Annotated in this window: 16 protein-coding genes; 8 read left to right on the top strand and 8 right to left on the bottom strand. The window is 37.6% G+C overall.

What is annotated here, in order from left to right:
* The first annotated feature begins 17 nt into the window (after positions 1-17).
* From AVFI_RS00555 to AVFI_RS00535, 5 genes are all read left to right on the top strand, one after another.
* Positions 18-485 (top strand): DUF2787 domain-containing protein, encoded by a 468-nt coding sequence (locus tag AVFI_RS00555; protein WP_054775410.1) that lies wholly within the window; start codon positions 18-20, stop codon positions 483-485.
* A gap of 90 nt (positions 486-575) precedes the next feature.
* Positions 576-1,466 carry an LPD25 domain-containing protein gene (locus tag AVFI_RS00550; protein WP_054775409.1) on the top strand — a complete coding sequence of 297 codons (891 nt, stop codon included), beginning with the start codon at positions 576-578 and terminating at the stop codon, positions 1,464-1,466.
* 126 nt (positions 1,467-1,592) lie between these two features.
* Complete coding sequence (locus AVFI_RS00545) at positions 1,593-1,763, top strand: hypothetical protein (protein ID WP_155654533.1); 171 nt, start codon at positions 1,593-1,595, stop codon at positions 1,761-1,763.
* Positions 1,764-1,780: 17 nt separating this feature from the next.
* Positions 1,781-2,515: a hypothetical protein gene (locus AVFI_RS00540; RefSeq protein WP_188863314.1), complete on the top strand. Its 735-nt coding sequence runs from the start codon at positions 1,781-1,783 to the stop codon at positions 2,513-2,515.
* Positions 2,512-2,865 carry a hypothetical protein gene (locus tag AVFI_RS00535; RefSeq protein WP_054775407.1) on the top strand — a complete coding sequence of 118 codons (354 nt, stop codon included), beginning with the start codon at positions 2,512-2,514 and terminating at the stop codon, positions 2,863-2,865. The genes AVFI_RS00540 and AVFI_RS00535 overlap by 4 nt, the downstream gene beginning before the upstream one ends.
* Positions 2,866-2,968: 103 nt before the next feature.
* On the opposite strand, the gene AVFI_RS00530 is transcribed toward AVFI_RS00535, so the two are convergent.
* The 5 genes from AVFI_RS00530 to AVFI_RS00510 all read right to left on the bottom strand — a co-directional run bounded on the left by AVFI_RS00530 (position 2,969) and on the right by AVFI_RS00510 (position 10,133).
* Positions 2,969-3,598: a hypothetical protein gene (locus AVFI_RS00530; protein ID WP_054775406.1), complete on the bottom strand. Its 630-nt coding sequence runs from the start codon at positions 3,596-3,598 to the stop codon at positions 2,969-2,971.
* On the bottom strand, positions 3,591-6,428 hold the full coding sequence (locus AVFI_RS00525) for a phospholipase effector Tle1 domain-containing protein (protein WP_188863315.1): 2,838 nt from the start codon (positions 6,426-6,428) through the stop codon (positions 3,591-3,593). Before AVFI_RS00525 ends, AVFI_RS00530 begins: the two co-directional genes overlap by 8 nt.
* A gap of 175 nt (positions 6,429-6,603) precedes the next feature.
* Positions 6,604-7,545: a DUF4339 domain-containing protein gene (locus AVFI_RS00520; RefSeq protein ID WP_054775401.1), complete on the bottom strand. Its 942-nt coding sequence runs from the start codon at positions 7,543-7,545 to the stop codon at positions 6,604-6,606.
* Positions 7,546-7,724: 179 nt separating this feature from the next.
* The gene (locus AVFI_RS00515) at positions 7,725-8,363 is read right to left on the bottom strand and encodes an inovirus Gp2 family protein (protein ID WP_054775400.1); all 639 of its coding nucleotides are present in this window, start codon (positions 8,361-8,363) and stop codon (positions 7,725-7,727) included.
* 324 nt (positions 8,364-8,687) lie between these two features.
* Positions 8,688-10,133 carry a hypothetical protein gene (locus AVFI_RS00510; RefSeq protein ID WP_188863316.1) on the bottom strand — a complete coding sequence of 482 codons (1,446 nt, stop codon included), beginning with the start codon at positions 10,131-10,133 and terminating at the stop codon, positions 8,688-8,690.
* Positions 10,134-10,245: 112 nt separating this feature from the next.
* Here AVFI_RS00510 and AVFI_RS00505 point away from each other — a divergent pair, with 112 nt between their 5' ends.
* A complete protein-coding gene (locus AVFI_RS00505; protein ID WP_188863317.1) occupies positions 10,246-11,157 on the top strand; it encodes a hypothetical protein in 912 nt (303 codons plus the stop codon).
* Positions 11,158-11,381: 224 nt separating this feature from the next.
* On the opposite strand, the gene AVFI_RS00500 is transcribed toward AVFI_RS00505, so the two are convergent.
* The 3 genes from AVFI_RS00500 to AVFI_RS00490 all read right to left on the bottom strand — a co-directional run bounded on the left by AVFI_RS00500 (position 11,382) and on the right by AVFI_RS00490 (position 13,547).
* Entirely contained in the window at positions 11,382-12,314 is a 933-nt protein-coding gene (locus AVFI_RS00500; protein ID WP_188863318.1) for a DMT family transporter, read from the bottom strand.
* A gap of 230 nt (positions 12,315-12,544) precedes the next feature.
* Positions 12,545-12,925 (bottom strand): hypothetical protein, encoded by a 381-nt coding sequence (locus tag AVFI_RS00495; protein WP_054775444.1) that lies wholly within the window; start codon positions 12,923-12,925, stop codon positions 12,545-12,547.
* A 196-nt stretch (positions 12,926-13,121) separates the two neighbouring features.
* Positions 13,122-13,547: a phosphate-starvation-inducible protein PsiE gene (locus AVFI_RS00490; protein WP_005417001.1), complete on the bottom strand. Its 426-nt coding sequence runs from the start codon at positions 13,545-13,547 to the stop codon at positions 13,122-13,124.
* A gap of 228 nt (positions 13,548-13,775) precedes the next feature.
* On the opposite strand from AVFI_RS00490, the gene gmk reads away from it, so the two are divergent.
* Together gmk and rpoZ are read left to right on the top strand one after the other, a co-directional pair.
* Positions 13,776-14,399 carry a guanylate kinase gene (gmk, locus tag AVFI_RS00485; RefSeq protein WP_005417000.1) on the top strand — a complete coding sequence of 208 codons (624 nt, stop codon included), beginning with the start codon at positions 13,776-13,778 and terminating at the stop codon, positions 14,397-14,399.
* A 108-nt stretch (positions 14,400-14,507) separates the two neighbouring features.
* Positions 14,508-14,771: a DNA-directed RNA polymerase subunit omega gene (gene rpoZ / locus AVFI_RS00480; protein WP_054775397.1), complete on the top strand. Its 264-nt coding sequence runs from the start codon at positions 14,508-14,510 to the stop codon at positions 14,769-14,771.
* Positions 14,772-14,810: the final 39 nt, after the last annotated feature.

The raw sequence follows: 14,810 nt of genomic DNA, 5'->3' as shown, positions 1-14,810 counted from the left end.
TCATAGGAGGACACATCGTGTCTGAATTACAAACCATCATTACCACCACTAACCTGATCCAGACGTTGTTGCCAGTATCAAGCAAGTTAAACCAATGCCTTGTTGATGTACTTAATCAGCACCCTGAGTTGCATTCTGGTTTAGAGGAAACAAATAGTGTCATCTTTAACTTTCGAGATAAAAACTACAGTGTTGAAAACGGTGGCTTTCACCCTGTTGAAATTGCACTAACCAAAGAGGCGGATAACACATGGCGATACGCCTACATCACTGATTTTACTTTTGTGGGTAATCATTATCCAGAGTTAGCTAAAGAATTAGATTTTGATTTTCTAAGTGAAGAATGGTTTGCCAGCTACTTAAGGGATTATTCATCCATTAAAAACAATGCGAATGCCGCTGAACTGTACCGCTTATGGGAGCATAACTTTCTAGCTTATGCCTCTATGGGGATGTATGACGAAATAGAAATCAACGTATCTTAATCACCTTCCTTTCACTTCAATATCACACAGATCATGCCGCAGCCTTTTGATTGCGGTTTTTTTATGCCTAAAAATCAGGATAACTAACTCATGAATAAACAAATAACACCCTCCCTTAATCCCTTCTCTGTCTTAGTCAATTGGTCTGAATCCAATGAGTTCAATGAAGGCCAGTTGTATGACTTTATGGACTTTGAACGTAAAGCACTAGACGTAGCTAAACAAAATCCATTAGGCGGTTACGACAAAACCAATGTGACGGTGACGTTTGAAAATGGGGATGAGCACCAATGCCGATTGGATTTAGGTTGTGGTGGCAATGACGTAGGCTTTGCTGATCATTGTCTTAGTACCCTTGAGTACCATGAGAAACATCACCTCGATGTAGATAAGCCATGGTTACGTAATGATGCTGAACATCAACAATTAATCGCACTGATTAGAACCTATCGCTTTGATACTGTATTTGTGACTAATGCTCGAATTCAAACCATCAAAGCCACTGAACTTGCCAAGCAACAAGAGCGAGATAAAGAGCAAGCCAAACGTGAGCAAGAAGAAAAAGAATGGCAAGCCCATCAAGCTAAGGAAAAGGCATTTCAAGCGGCTCTAGTCATACCTGAATGGGCGAAAGGCGTGATCGTAGCCACTTACACCGAATACGATAAAGAACGCAGTGAGCCGTATTCAGGAGAGCATCATACTAAAACCCTTCGCACTATTATTTTAGCGTGGTCACCCCATACCAGACGATTATTTCCTGAACTCCGTAAAGCCTGTTTGAATAACCCTGATACGGTATTTCTAAATGACAAAGAGCAAAGCTGTGAGCACCGTAATAACTACGGCATAGGGCAAGGCTCAGGCTTAACGGATGTGGATTATCTTTATCATGGTTGGTGTGTTGAGAAAATCACCTTTGGAACGTCTCGCAGTAAATCACAGTACGTACCATTGGGAGAAATGAGTATTCCCGAATGAAAAGCATAAAAACGACGAGGAGGCTAAACGGCCTCCTCTCTTATTTTATCAATTAAAACCGCATTGGACGCTTGATGCCCAATGGCTATTTACACTCTAAGGAAAATCATTATTTGAGTCATCACTATGCCAACCATCAATCGAAACACCATCCAAACCAAACTCATTCATGAGCTATTTGAATTAATCAAAACCAGCACATCAACACAAACCAAAGAGATTGCTACGGATGAACTACTCAGACGTGGCTACACCCTTGATGACATTACCCTCATTGCTAATTCAGATAATCAGTAATCACTGAGCATTTACCCATGACTAAACAAACACGCTTTAGTACTCAAGAGCACTTATCTGTTGTGTTTGAGATATATCAGCTCGTTCCTCATCACTTTAAAACCACCACCAAAGAGATTAGAAACCAATTAATCGAAAGGGACATACATCGTGATACGCGCACCATACAGCGCAATCTCAATGTATTGGTGGAGCTTAATTTAATTGAGAAAGATGACCGCAGCAAACCTTATGGTTATCAAAACAGATTGCACCATCACGCCATACCACCAAGAGACGCTCTTATCTTTCAGTTAGCGAATGAGCATTTCATTCACCTAACACCAGCAAGTCTTTTAAAAGCATTACAGAACCGATTTGAAGACGCTCGACGCTCTCTGTCTTCAATAGCGAGTACCACTAAGGAAAGACAATGGCTTAAAAAGATAAGCAGTCAATTACCACACCAAACCCATGAGGAGAACTTTCAAAAAATAAACACGGCTCTTTATCACAATCACTGGCTTACCTTGCATCTGCATGAAACCGCAGCCTTGTATGTTATGCCGTTAGGGTTAATTCACCACCACTCAAAAATTGAATTAGTCATAGGGCAATACATCAATGAGCAATTGGAAACCCAAATCATAGCCATTGAACACATCAATGCAGTGAGCGTATCAACGTTCACCTTTGAATACCCATCCACCTTCAATGTGAAAACGCATTGGAAAAATAAGATAACCAATACCATTAAGGAAGAAACACCATGAAAAAGACACTTATCGTAGCTCTAGCTTTATTTATCGCAGCACCTGTAACTACCGCAGCACCACTAGAAATCTATAAAGAATACCGTGGTAACGCTTCAGTATTACGTGCAACGGCACGTGATAATAACGTTGTAATTAAGAATATTGTTCTTAACCAAGGTGATTGTCAAAACGGTAAAGTTCGATTAACTACCGTAGAAAAATTACGTTACCCCAACGGTCGTCAAATAGCGTTACCGTATACAATGAAAATGGGTGAAAAGCGCATGTTCTCACCATCAAAGATATGTAATATTATTGAAGCGACTGTTCGTACCAATAGCGGTGATTGGACGTGGACATTTAACTAACGAATTTAAAAGGTTCTTAAGTTTATTCAGATAATAAAAAAGCTAAGTGTGTAAGTACACTTAGCTTTCAATTTAAATTATCAACGCACCTTAGATGCAAAGCCTAATTACTATAAAACTCTCTTCTTTTATCTAAATCGACAAATTCGGTATTCGGAAAAGGCGTTTGGGATGACTCACCAATACCATCAAAGAGAACCACTACATCCGTTGTATTCTTTGGTGACTTAATGACCCAACCATTCGGATCTATTCCTTTCTTAGGTGTACAATCATCAAATTTACTAAAACATTCTTTAGTATAAAAAACTCTGATTCGTGGTCCATCAACAATCACTTGCATCGAACCATAACTCCTATCAAAGTTTTGATAATAGTTATCCATTAACTTCATTTTTGCCTCAGCCTCTTTAGGGATATCTGCTGAAATTCGATGATAAGAAATGTATCCGCTGTTTGGCTCTGGATTTCCCTTTGCCCAGTCGCCTTCGATATGAGCTGGTGCATCCATTCTCCCACCCGTTGACATTTTCCCTGGATAAGTACCAATTGCACCCATTGCAAAATTTACCATTCCACCAGAAAGCGTTGTAACAATTATATCTCCTGTACCATGCCTACCTGATGTTGTACCGTTGGTATACCCAACTTTAACGGTATATGGATCATCATTGGCACAAGCCACTAATGAAAGCAGCATAGAGAAAAACAACCCAAATTTTAATTTATTCATTACTAAATACCTTACGTTGTAATTGGTCTTTGTCGTTGTACGTGACTGAGTTGACTATTTTTTCATATAAGGAATCATACCCTGCATTGACTAAAGCATCATGAGGTAAATGAATATAGCCGTCTAATAAATCATCCTCTTTATTTTCCCAATCAAACATCGATATGCTACCAAGTGGTTTTCCTTTTAACTCATCCCATAGCGATTTAGCTATATTGTCATCATTCTCATAGTCAGGGTAAGGAGGGAATTCATCATGCTCCCATTCAATGCCGCTCGCTTCTGCTTGTTGTTTCATTCGCTCCAGAGCTAATCCTGACAGAGCGTTGCTAATTGGTGTGAATTGGTAATATAGAAACTCTCTACCAACTTGTTTAACTTCACCATATATCCCTTCGTTATCATTCACTTCTTTTGCCCAGCGAGCATTTTCCTCTTCGAGCTTCTTCATGATAAAAATAGGTTTATCTCTTGGAGGAATAGACCTTAATTCATCCTTGTATTTTACTTGATAATCAATAGTGTTATCTGTCATCAATCTACGGTTGTAAGTTGAATCTACTGGGCGATTTAATCGTTCAGGTAAATCAGTGCGTCCATATTGCTCTTTGGATGGATAACCGCCACCGATGTCGGTATGACACCCAGGAAAAACCTCTTGATAGAATGACTCCTCCACATTAGCAAACGCATTAACTCCATTTTTCCCATCATCTAATGCGGTTAATGGGAAGTTCTTGCGGTACTCATGTTTAGCGCAAATTTGGAAAACTGTTTTTGCAGCATTCTTTTTAAGACCCAAAGTGAAGTTACCTTCGTCGTTGTTACCTGCCATATAAAACGAGCCAACGGTATCAAATAGGCCAGCGAAGCGGATCGAGACACGGCGCGTCTTATCAATAGAGTAAAAATCGTCATTATCTTTATCAAATGCTTCATGAGATTCATTTCCCAGTAAGTTTGGGTAGATATCAACAGGATTATTCGTTTTTTCCTGATTTAAATAATCAGGTACACCTTCTAGTGCCGCATTAATAAAATGACGAGCCAAAGCAGCACCACGACTGAAGCCAAAGACATCAAATTCAATGTGATTAATTTTGGAATATAGCTCGTTTTGTTCTAATCCTTTTAAAATTGAAGCTAGTCGCCCAAGCAACGACTGCCACTTCCTAAAGGCTCCTGTATCATCAAACACCCCAAAGGCTTGTGCTAAAGACTTCTCGTCGTCACCGGCATCAATAATAGGGTTTCTTCCTGCCGAAGAATCAATGCCATCCACAGTACCGACCCCTGAAACATAAATTGCGTATGATTCACCTGTTTTTTCAGGGTACGCCTCAAATAGTCTCGCTACGTTAGTACGTGATTTATTGCCCCATTTTTCTTTATAGGCATCATTTGGATTGTTTTGACCTGTACCATCAAAGAAAACACCAATACGTAACGTACGCTCAGGCTCCATTTTGCACACATTCACAACGGGTGTTCGTTGAGGTACCGCACTGTCTTCTAACACGGCAATAACCCCATGCCTGAGTTCTCGCTCAACCTGTGTGGTATACGCATTAGCAAAGCTAACCGCTTGACCAACATCTTGAATGGGTTTTGGAGGTAAAGTTTCACGCTGTTGAGTTATTGATTGCTCGCTTTCCGTTTTATTAATCAATAATGTATCACCCACTTTTAATGAAGTAGGGTCTTGCTCATACAGTGGGTTTAAAGTTAATAATGCTTTGGCTGCAAGTCCGTATTGGGTCGCTATCTCGCCCCATGTTTCACGTTGACCTGTTTCAGGATTTACCTTAACGGTATGCTCAGAGGTAGACGAGGCTTGAGCCTCTGTCGTTTCAATAACAAGCGACTCACCGGCTTGAATGTGGTCTTCTTTGCCTTTGTATTGAGGGTTTAGTTCAACTAGCTGATTTAACGTTAACCCTTGGTGCTTAGCTATGCCAGATAACGTATCACCCGATTGGATAACATAAGTGGTTTCATTGCTACTCTGTTTCTCTCGAGTGAGCTTCTCTTCCTCTTTTGCTTGTACAATGGCATTTACATTAAGTAAACAAGCGTTTTCATCAATCCACTGCGCCGTTAATTCTTCAAGTTGTTGTGTGGTCATTTTCTGTGAAAGGTAAAGTAAGTGCTGACGAGCAACAACGGTATTACTTATTTTCCAAGGCAATAGAATAAAACTGTATTCATGCTCTGATAGCAATTCATCAGTTAAATGGTGCTCTGTAGATTGAGTAACTTGAAATGCCCACTTACCATCTCCCATTAATTTATATTCATGCACTAACGCATCATCAATGAAATGATAAAAGTATCCTTCAGTAGGCCACCCAAGACGTTCACCAACTTGAACGGCGGGTTTTACTGGAATGAATGACTCCGTAGCATGAGCTGCGCCTTGCTTAATAGGTTTTACGTCATCAAATACCATGGCACTGCCACTTGAGATAAAGAACTCTCTATTGAGAGTTTTTAACTCATCCACATTCACACTAGCCGTTAACAGAGTAAAACCTTTCTCATTTTGAGTTTTATTCCATGCGGATATATTGGTTTCTTCTTTAGTCTTACCCAAAGAGAATACACCTACCTGATAGGTATTCAGCTCATCTTGAGCACACGCAATTTCAATTGAATACTCAAACTCGGCCGCTTTAGCTTGCTTCTCCTTTACTGGCTCATAATGCGGCACATCGACTTTAGCCGCTTTAGCTAATTCTTCATTCCATGGAAAATACGCATTTACAAACTTTGGTGTTGCTTCATCTACTGGCTCAACAAACTTCTCTAATTTTTCATCCCACTCTTTCATTCGTTATTCTTCTCTTTTAAATCACACTCAAATGTTAATCTAAAATGCAAGTTCGTTTTAACTGAATGACTAGGTAAAATAACCAAAGTATTTTTCTTGGTTGTACGTCACGTAATTTGGTTGTCGTTTTAGATAGCTATAAAAAAATGGGAAGCCTAATCGCTTCCCATTGTGTTTAGTTATATGTCAATCTAAATGGCGTTGAGCTGCATTGTGTAGCCGCTATCGCTTGTTCATCACTACTACCTAACACGTAGCAGTAACCACCATCTTGCGCTGATTTAAGGTAGCTGTAGTCACATCCATGAGAGCCGCACAGATTAGAATAAGAAATTCGATAAGTAACATCATCAAGCATGGCAACACTAATATGCCCTGTCATTGCTGCATCGGTATTAGTAGTATTCAAATACGTTTCTAATTCGATAGTATTCAAATCCATCCCACCAACTTGAACGTTAGATTGTGGCTGATAGTTATATGCATCATTCTCATCAAAGTACCCATCACCATGTAATGCAATAGCCGCAGACGCTATTAGGTTACAAACTAACGATAAGATGATTAGTCCTATCGTCCATTTCCATTGCTTACCCATACGGTCATGAATATAACAAGGTGCAAATAACCACCACCAAGACCAACCTGTGTAATTGGCTGACTTCTTAAATCGCCATAAGTCTTCTGCCCATGCAACAAGAATGATGAATAGTGAAATCACAGCCATACCCGATGTTGACCATAATCCAAACGCTTGCCAGCTATTACCTTTAATTAGATAAGACGCAAGGTATGTCACGATAGCGGCAAAAGTAGGCGCATAGATAAAACGCCAAATACTAGCGAACTTAGCACTAAAACTTTCTTCATTAGACTTAGGGGTTAAGACGGTTTGTAATGGTGGTACATCATTACTGCTTAGTGGTGGTGCCACATCTTCTAAGTATTGAGCTAATTCACTGTCTTCTAATGTTACCCATTCAGTCATTCCCTTTTTCCACACTTGAGTTCCTTGATGAATAACTCCTTGGTTAATCAATTCAATTATCTCAGTAGTGGATACACTCCCTTCCCTTTTACCTTTTGATTCATAGAACCACATTGCTTGTTCACTCATTTTATTTACCTAACGTAATAACAATAAAAGAGAAACGTACAATCCGTAGGGGCATCTAGTGTCTCATGCCGAATTAGTGATATGAGTAATGATTTGTTTTGTGATAAGTAACGCATAAACAAGGAGATATGGGGCTTAGGAAGCTCGCTACGCCTCCTAATGATTTAGATAATATATTATTAACTAAAAGCCCTTTTTACGACAATACGAGGACTAGCACCAAATGAACGCACTCTAGATGAAATGACTTTGGTTTGTTTCTTACACAAGTAACTGGCTCTATACATCAACTCGTCTAATTGGTCTTCATAATCAGGTGAATTACCATCAATGTAATAACAGCCATTCTTAGGGAAGTGTACTAATCCTGATTCACTCGCTACCGCTTCACCTAATGCACTAAACCACGCTTGCTGTATTCGATTCGCTAATGTGTGAGCTACACGATAACTTCCTAATAAGTGATAAGCGTCTTTATTAAATAGTAATAATAAATGGTAGTGCTCTAGTTCGTTCTCTGAGCCTGTTTCTCTCGCCCATACATAACGTAGGGTATTAGGGTAAATACGAGTACCTAGCTTACTACGTTTTAATTCATAGGCTTTGAGTTGTGCTTTAAGTGAACTAATAAAACGAGTCATTAATCTATACTGATTGATTAGGTCATTATCAGGTAAGTGTAAATCTACTCTTAAAGCAAAGACTCTTGTGTGGTCGTCTAGCATATCCTGCACAGTATTATCTAAAGTGGTTAAGTATTGAGGATTTAAGCCTTCGCCTTGGTTATACAGTGAGTATGGATATGATTGATTAGTCATGTTGTTATTCCTTCAAAGTTAGTATCAAAGGAATAGTTGAATAGATTATTTTTTATTGGTGATAAGGATTAACGTTAATCAAATAATTAATGAGTATGACTAGGAAGGTATCAGTAGGTAGCATGGTTAGTGTGTATTAAGAAAGAGCATATAGTTAAGAGAATACTGTAATAAAGAATATATAGTTAAGAGAGTATATAAAGAACATATAATATTATATCCAACACTACACGAATGTGTTTACCTAAAGGATGTTAAGGGCATTAATCCAAAACATCCTAGACATTCACTGGATAGCAGAAATGAAATCACTCTGACGTTATCTTATATGCTAACGTAGATTTTGTTCTTTACGACGTTCTCAACATCATTATGAGCTAACCGCCTTGAGATTACCTCACAGAAAACAACTTGCTCACAGAGTGCCAATGCGATTGTCATATGACAATTGTCGCCAACAGTACCATTGACCTTTGCGTGATTAAAAATCACATTAATCCAATCAGGTTTATCTGCATACCCTAAACAATTAACTATCAGATTTTTTATATCTTTCGCCATACATAAAGACTGTGAAACTAAAAAATCAATTAATAGATGTGCTTGAGAATCCAATGATTTGTTATCAATACCATGACTATCACCCCATTGCTTCAATGAGTTGGGAGTAACTATCTCTTTTAATCTAAAACCTTCTACTTTTTCACGTTGTTCACGCTTCCTATCACTTATTTCCTTTGAGGTAAGATTAGACTCATCAAAACTAAATTCATCGCGTGTAACACTCAGAGAAAACAAACTACTCCCTAGCATCAATGGCTTTATTCGAGAATGATTCAAAAGGTCATAATTAGTAAAAATGAAGTCATCGTTGATCTCACTCCAACATTCAGTCAAAAGTACAGATATGATGCATTCACACTTATTCAAGATTAAGTTCATTATCCTCATAGAAGCATCGAGATCACTTCCAAACAGTATAAATAAATCATTCCACTCTGCATTTTTTTTCCAACCCTTAGGGCATCTAACAAAATGAAGCTTGCGAACAACTGCCTCTAACTTTTCTAAAATCAAATAGAATTGATCAGAAGAAACACGAACAGATTCCGCTTCATTCAAAGAGTATTCTTTGGGCTTAATAGAGACACAATTTAGAATGTAATTGTTAGATACTTTACCAAACAGTTTTCGACCGCTGCCACCACTGCAACTAATAAACAAACAACCTTTTTCACTTAATTTTTTCAACTGAGATTTTAAACGGTCAGAAGATATTCCACCCATCATTTTTCTAATTTTGGCTTTACTCAACCTCTCAACGGAGCCTGAACTATCAGAGTGGATTAATAGAATAATTAAGAGTAATAAATTTGACACGCTTAAGTCACATTCATTTTTAACACCATTTACCGTCGACTTTTTTGTTAACAAATCAACAACCGTAAAATGATGAACATTGCCATACTGTCCGTTATCAAAATCAGAACTAAACTTGCTTAACGAAACTGAATCAAACTCACAGCACCGTACTTTTGAACGTCTTATTTGTCCTAATTTATTTTTAGGTAACGACAAAAATTTCGATACTTCCGAACAAACAGTCCTTGTCACGCCATACTTACTAGTAAGCTGTTTTACTGAAATATCTATTTCTTTATTTTCTATACTGTACTCATAAAGTAAGCACAACAATAAAAAACGCCCTTCAGGACTAAGCCCCTCTATACTAGATAATATATATCCAACTAAACTAGGATTAAAATCCATATATACACCCTGTTAATTATTAACAACGAAATACTAGTTTTAATAGATACTAGTTAATATCAAAGGCTTGTATAATACCTTAAATAAGTTTTTTAAAAAGAGATATACAACAATGAACAACACGTTAGTTGGCTTTAATTGGAACAATAAAGATGATAGATCATGGTTAACAAAGTACTTCTTAGACAGTACTAGAAAGCCAGAATCTGATATTTCAATACCTAACATAAAAGGAATTAGAGAAGAAAAATCACAAGCTCTGTTTGAACTGTTTTTTGAGGATCTTCAACATGGTAGTGAAGACGATAAGAGGATCAGAAAAAATGTAATGTCTGCTTGGAGGAAGAAACTTAAACAACTTGAAAACCACAAACAGATTAACATCGAACTAACAAATGTTGAATACGATAAGCTAATATCTTTAAAGAACCTCAAAGGTAAAAAGGCCACAATCAAAGATACAATCCTTGATTTAATTTATAATGAATATGGTAAACATCAAGATATAAGACAGGCATTAGAGAAAGAACTCAGAAAAGAAATAACACAAGAAATAAGAAAGAAAACACGATCAGACATGCCAGAAAGAAGTGTTAAAATTCCTGTAGAAATAGACTCTATTTCTAACAACCGCCAAGAAGAACAAGTAGACAATCAAATCATTGAAAAAATAGAAACTCTGGCTAATTTCACTAACGCAAAATTTGAAAGATTAGAGTCAATGCTATTTAAACTTATAAAACATCAAGAACAACAATTCAAAAAAGAAGAACAATACTCTACTCTTCAAACCGAAACTACACCTGAGAAAAATGAAACTAATGAATCGGAATTACAATCAGATCACATGCCATTTAATGACAAATTCAAGACTAAAAAAACACCATGCAACGGCATAGTAGCGACACAACCCACTGTTAATGAATACTACAATTACGATCACCTCCGCTTAACAGCAACGGTATTGCATGACTTCCCATCTCGTATATTCAAAAATAACTCTGATCCAAAATTAAAAGACTAAAAATAAACGATAACCATCGAAATCAACTGGCGAGTAAAGTGGCGGGTAATACTCTACATTACGAATAGATATAAACCTAAGATACTGATAATAAAGAAACACCTCAACACTATCGACATTCAAATTCAGAATATTGAATAATTCGATTCTACTAAATATAGATTAATAAAAAGCCCTGAACTTATCAGGGCTTTTTTGTGGTTATCAATAACAACTTATGTTCTTTAATTTACCCTTTGTTTTCTTCTCCCTCCCATACCTAGTGAAAACAGCTTAGTCCAAAAAGAAGCATCGAGCTTAGTGACTAAAATTCCACAAAGTAGAGGCAACAACAATAAAACAGAGGTGGTAGATATGCTATTTCCCGCAAACCAAACAGAAAGGCTTAAAGCGATAAGAGGGAAAAATAAGAAGCAGATAGATGCTGTAAATGGTGAAGATACTTGACCAAGTTTAAAGTAAGCCACAATGCCTCCAACACTTGCAAATATACCTAAATAGACAACAGCCATAATCGAATCTACAGAGAATGTGCTCACATCTGGCTGCTCGATAAACATAGATGTGACAAGCAAACATAAAGAAGCGATCAAACTAGGAAGCGCATTATACGTAAGTACAGGAACTCGCTCACAGAACTTCTCAACCAACACATACATGATGGCATGCATAAGAACGGCACCTCCTAGAGCCAAAAATCCAAGTAGATAATCCTCTCCGCCTAAACTCATCTCCTTTGTTAAAATCAAAATTAAGCTTAAGACTGCAATAAATAAACCACCGATTTGAACCTTTCTCAGTTTTAAACCTAAGAATAGACTGGATGTAAACATCACAGCGATTGGCATATTTGCAAAGATAATCGAAGCTAATCCAGATGAAATATACTGCTCTCCAAAAATCATCAAGGTAAACGGAATAGCGAAATAAAACATTGCTACTATCAGCATCCAAAGTCGCTTTCCTTTCGGGAAAAAGAGAGATTGCTTAAACAACTTAGCCAACATGATTAGTAGTGGTGAAGCGATTAAAAAACGCAAACCAGTCGCAAAGATTGGAGGAATCGTCTGAACAGCAAACTCCATTGCAAGCCAAGTTGTTCCCCAAATTAAACACACTGAAACAAACAATAATGCGGGTAAATATTTCTTATTCATAATGCGCTCCTTCTTTACATACAGAGCGAATAGAATGATTACATGAGAAGCAAACGTATTGAGTTAAATAGAAAAATACGTCATTAATAAATCTAAAAGACATTTTCAGATCCCTATCAAAAAGCGAGGTAAATCCATCAACGAATTGATGTACCTGCATGACAAAAAAGCACGCGTGTATTCACGCATAGATATAATTGTGGTGTGACAAAATCGTCACGAGATAGGAATTAACTGATTGGAGGTCGGTAAAGATAACCGAGATCAGCACTTAAGTAGGTAGTAGATACCATAGGAGCTGATACAAAATGATAAGGCGTTATATTAACAAACAGTGAATTACTCACCAGACTACTGCTTGATGCATGCCCATGAGAACAACATTGCTTTTCAAAACAAGAGCCTCCGGGATCACAACACCCCGACTCTGCTGATGATTGAATATTACCAAGCTCTAGATTACAAAAATCAACATGACTAATTTCAACCACAGCGTGATTATCAGAGAACTGAGTTGGTAAATTTTCTGCACGAGATGTCGCACTATATAGCGTTAAAACTAATAGTGTCGCTATGAAAATACAAATTGTGGCTATCTTTCTAGTTAGCATCACAATATCTCGCTAGACATAAATACAAGAATGAAGATAACGGTATACGACTCACTTCACAATAAGCATTACGTTTTTTTACACAATCCTTACAACAACAAAATACGATTCTTTTCATCTATTTGTTACTAAAACGCCCCAATAGTTAATCACTACAGGGGCGTTTTATTGTTACAAACAAAAAATAGCGTTAAGACTACTCATCATAATGTTTGTTTTCGTTTATTTCATATGGCCAATAATGGTGTCCAACACGGATCAATAACGTCGCAGCGGCAAGAATGAAAGCGGCTAACGCTAACCAAACCACCAAGGTTGCATCAATCTCTTTCATTCCTAATGTAATGTAACGAGCAATGGCCATCATAGCGATGTAGATAGGATAACGAACCGGGATTTTACCGTTCATCACGAACTGCTGCACCATGGCCAACACTTCAAGGTAAATAAACATTAAAAGGATGTCTGTTAATTGAATTTGCTGTTCGACAAAAACATGAATGAATTCGTTCACCATCGCAAATAAGGTGGCTAGCGTAATAGCGACCAATAATATTGCTTCTAAAATATGGAAAACTTTTAAAAACGGTTTACTAAATGATTTCGGCAGATGAGAAGGCATAACTAAAATATCCACTATTATTAAGGTTGAGGATTAATTAAGCCTTAATGATAGTGCCAACTCGATTTAACACAAAATTATTATTTGAATTAGCGTATTTCTTTCATTCAAATTGATTCTTGATTGTGCTATTCTTCGCCACCCAATTTTCTATGCTTCGCATTTCCTCTCAATATCTAAAAAAATGGTATATTAAGAGAAATGCCATAACTCCCAAGAGAATCTATCATGAGCAAAGGTACACTTTATATTGTGTCAGCCCCAAGTGGTGCTGGTAAGTCGAGTTTGATCTCGGCACTGTTAGAAAGCAACCCAACTTATGCTATGAAAGTCTCTGTGTCTCATACTACTCGTGGTATGCGCCCAGGAGAAACTGATGGTGTTCATTATCACTTTATTCAGAAAGAGCATTTTGAAGAACTGATTCAAAAAGGTGAATTCTTAGAATATGCCGAAGTGTTTGGTAACTACTACGGAACATCTCGTGTATGGATCGAAGAGACCCTTGATAAAGGTATTGATGTGTTCTTAGATATTGATTGGCAAGGTGCTCGTCAAATTCGTGAACAAATGCCTTTAGCAAAAAGCGTATTCATTCTACCTCCATCAAATGGAGAACTAGAACGACGCCTAAATGCACGTGGCCAAGACAGCGATGCTGTTATTGCTAAGCGCATGAGCGAAGCAAAATCTGAAATTTCACATTACGATGAATACGATTATGTGATCATTAATGACGATTTTGATACTGCACAAATGGACTTCCGTTCAATTATCCGTGCAGAACGCTTAAAACAAGACAAACAAACAATGAAATATAAAGGCATGTTAGAAGCGCTATTAGCGGACTAATTTCTTCATATTTCTACGAGTATCTTGTAACCCTAGCTAGAAACTTATACGGGTTACTTGTATACTTTCTCATCATATAACTATTTTTGTTAATAAATTGGAGTCCTCATGGCACGTGTAACCGTTCAAGACGCAGTTGAGAAAATCGGCAACCGTTTCGATCTAGTACTTATTTCTTCTCGTCGCGCACGTCAAATGCAAACTGGTGGTAAAGATGCGCTAGTGCCTGAAGAGAACGATAAAACAACTGTTATCGCTCTTCGTGAAATTGAAGAAGGCCTGATCACTAAAGAATTACTAGATGCTCGTGAGCGCCAAGAGCAAGACGCAGCTGAATTAGCAGCAGTAAGCTCAATCACACACAATCGTTAATCTTTATAATCTCTTGTAGATTGTAAAACAGCAAACCTG

Source organism: Aliivibrio fischeri ATCC 7744 = JCM 18803 = DSM 507 (assembly GCF_023983475.1).
Classification (GTDB): Bacteria; Pseudomonadota; Gammaproteobacteria; order Enterobacterales; family Vibrionaceae; genus Aliivibrio; species Aliivibrio fischeri.
This window is presented reverse-complemented; position numbering and strand designations above follow the sequence as displayed.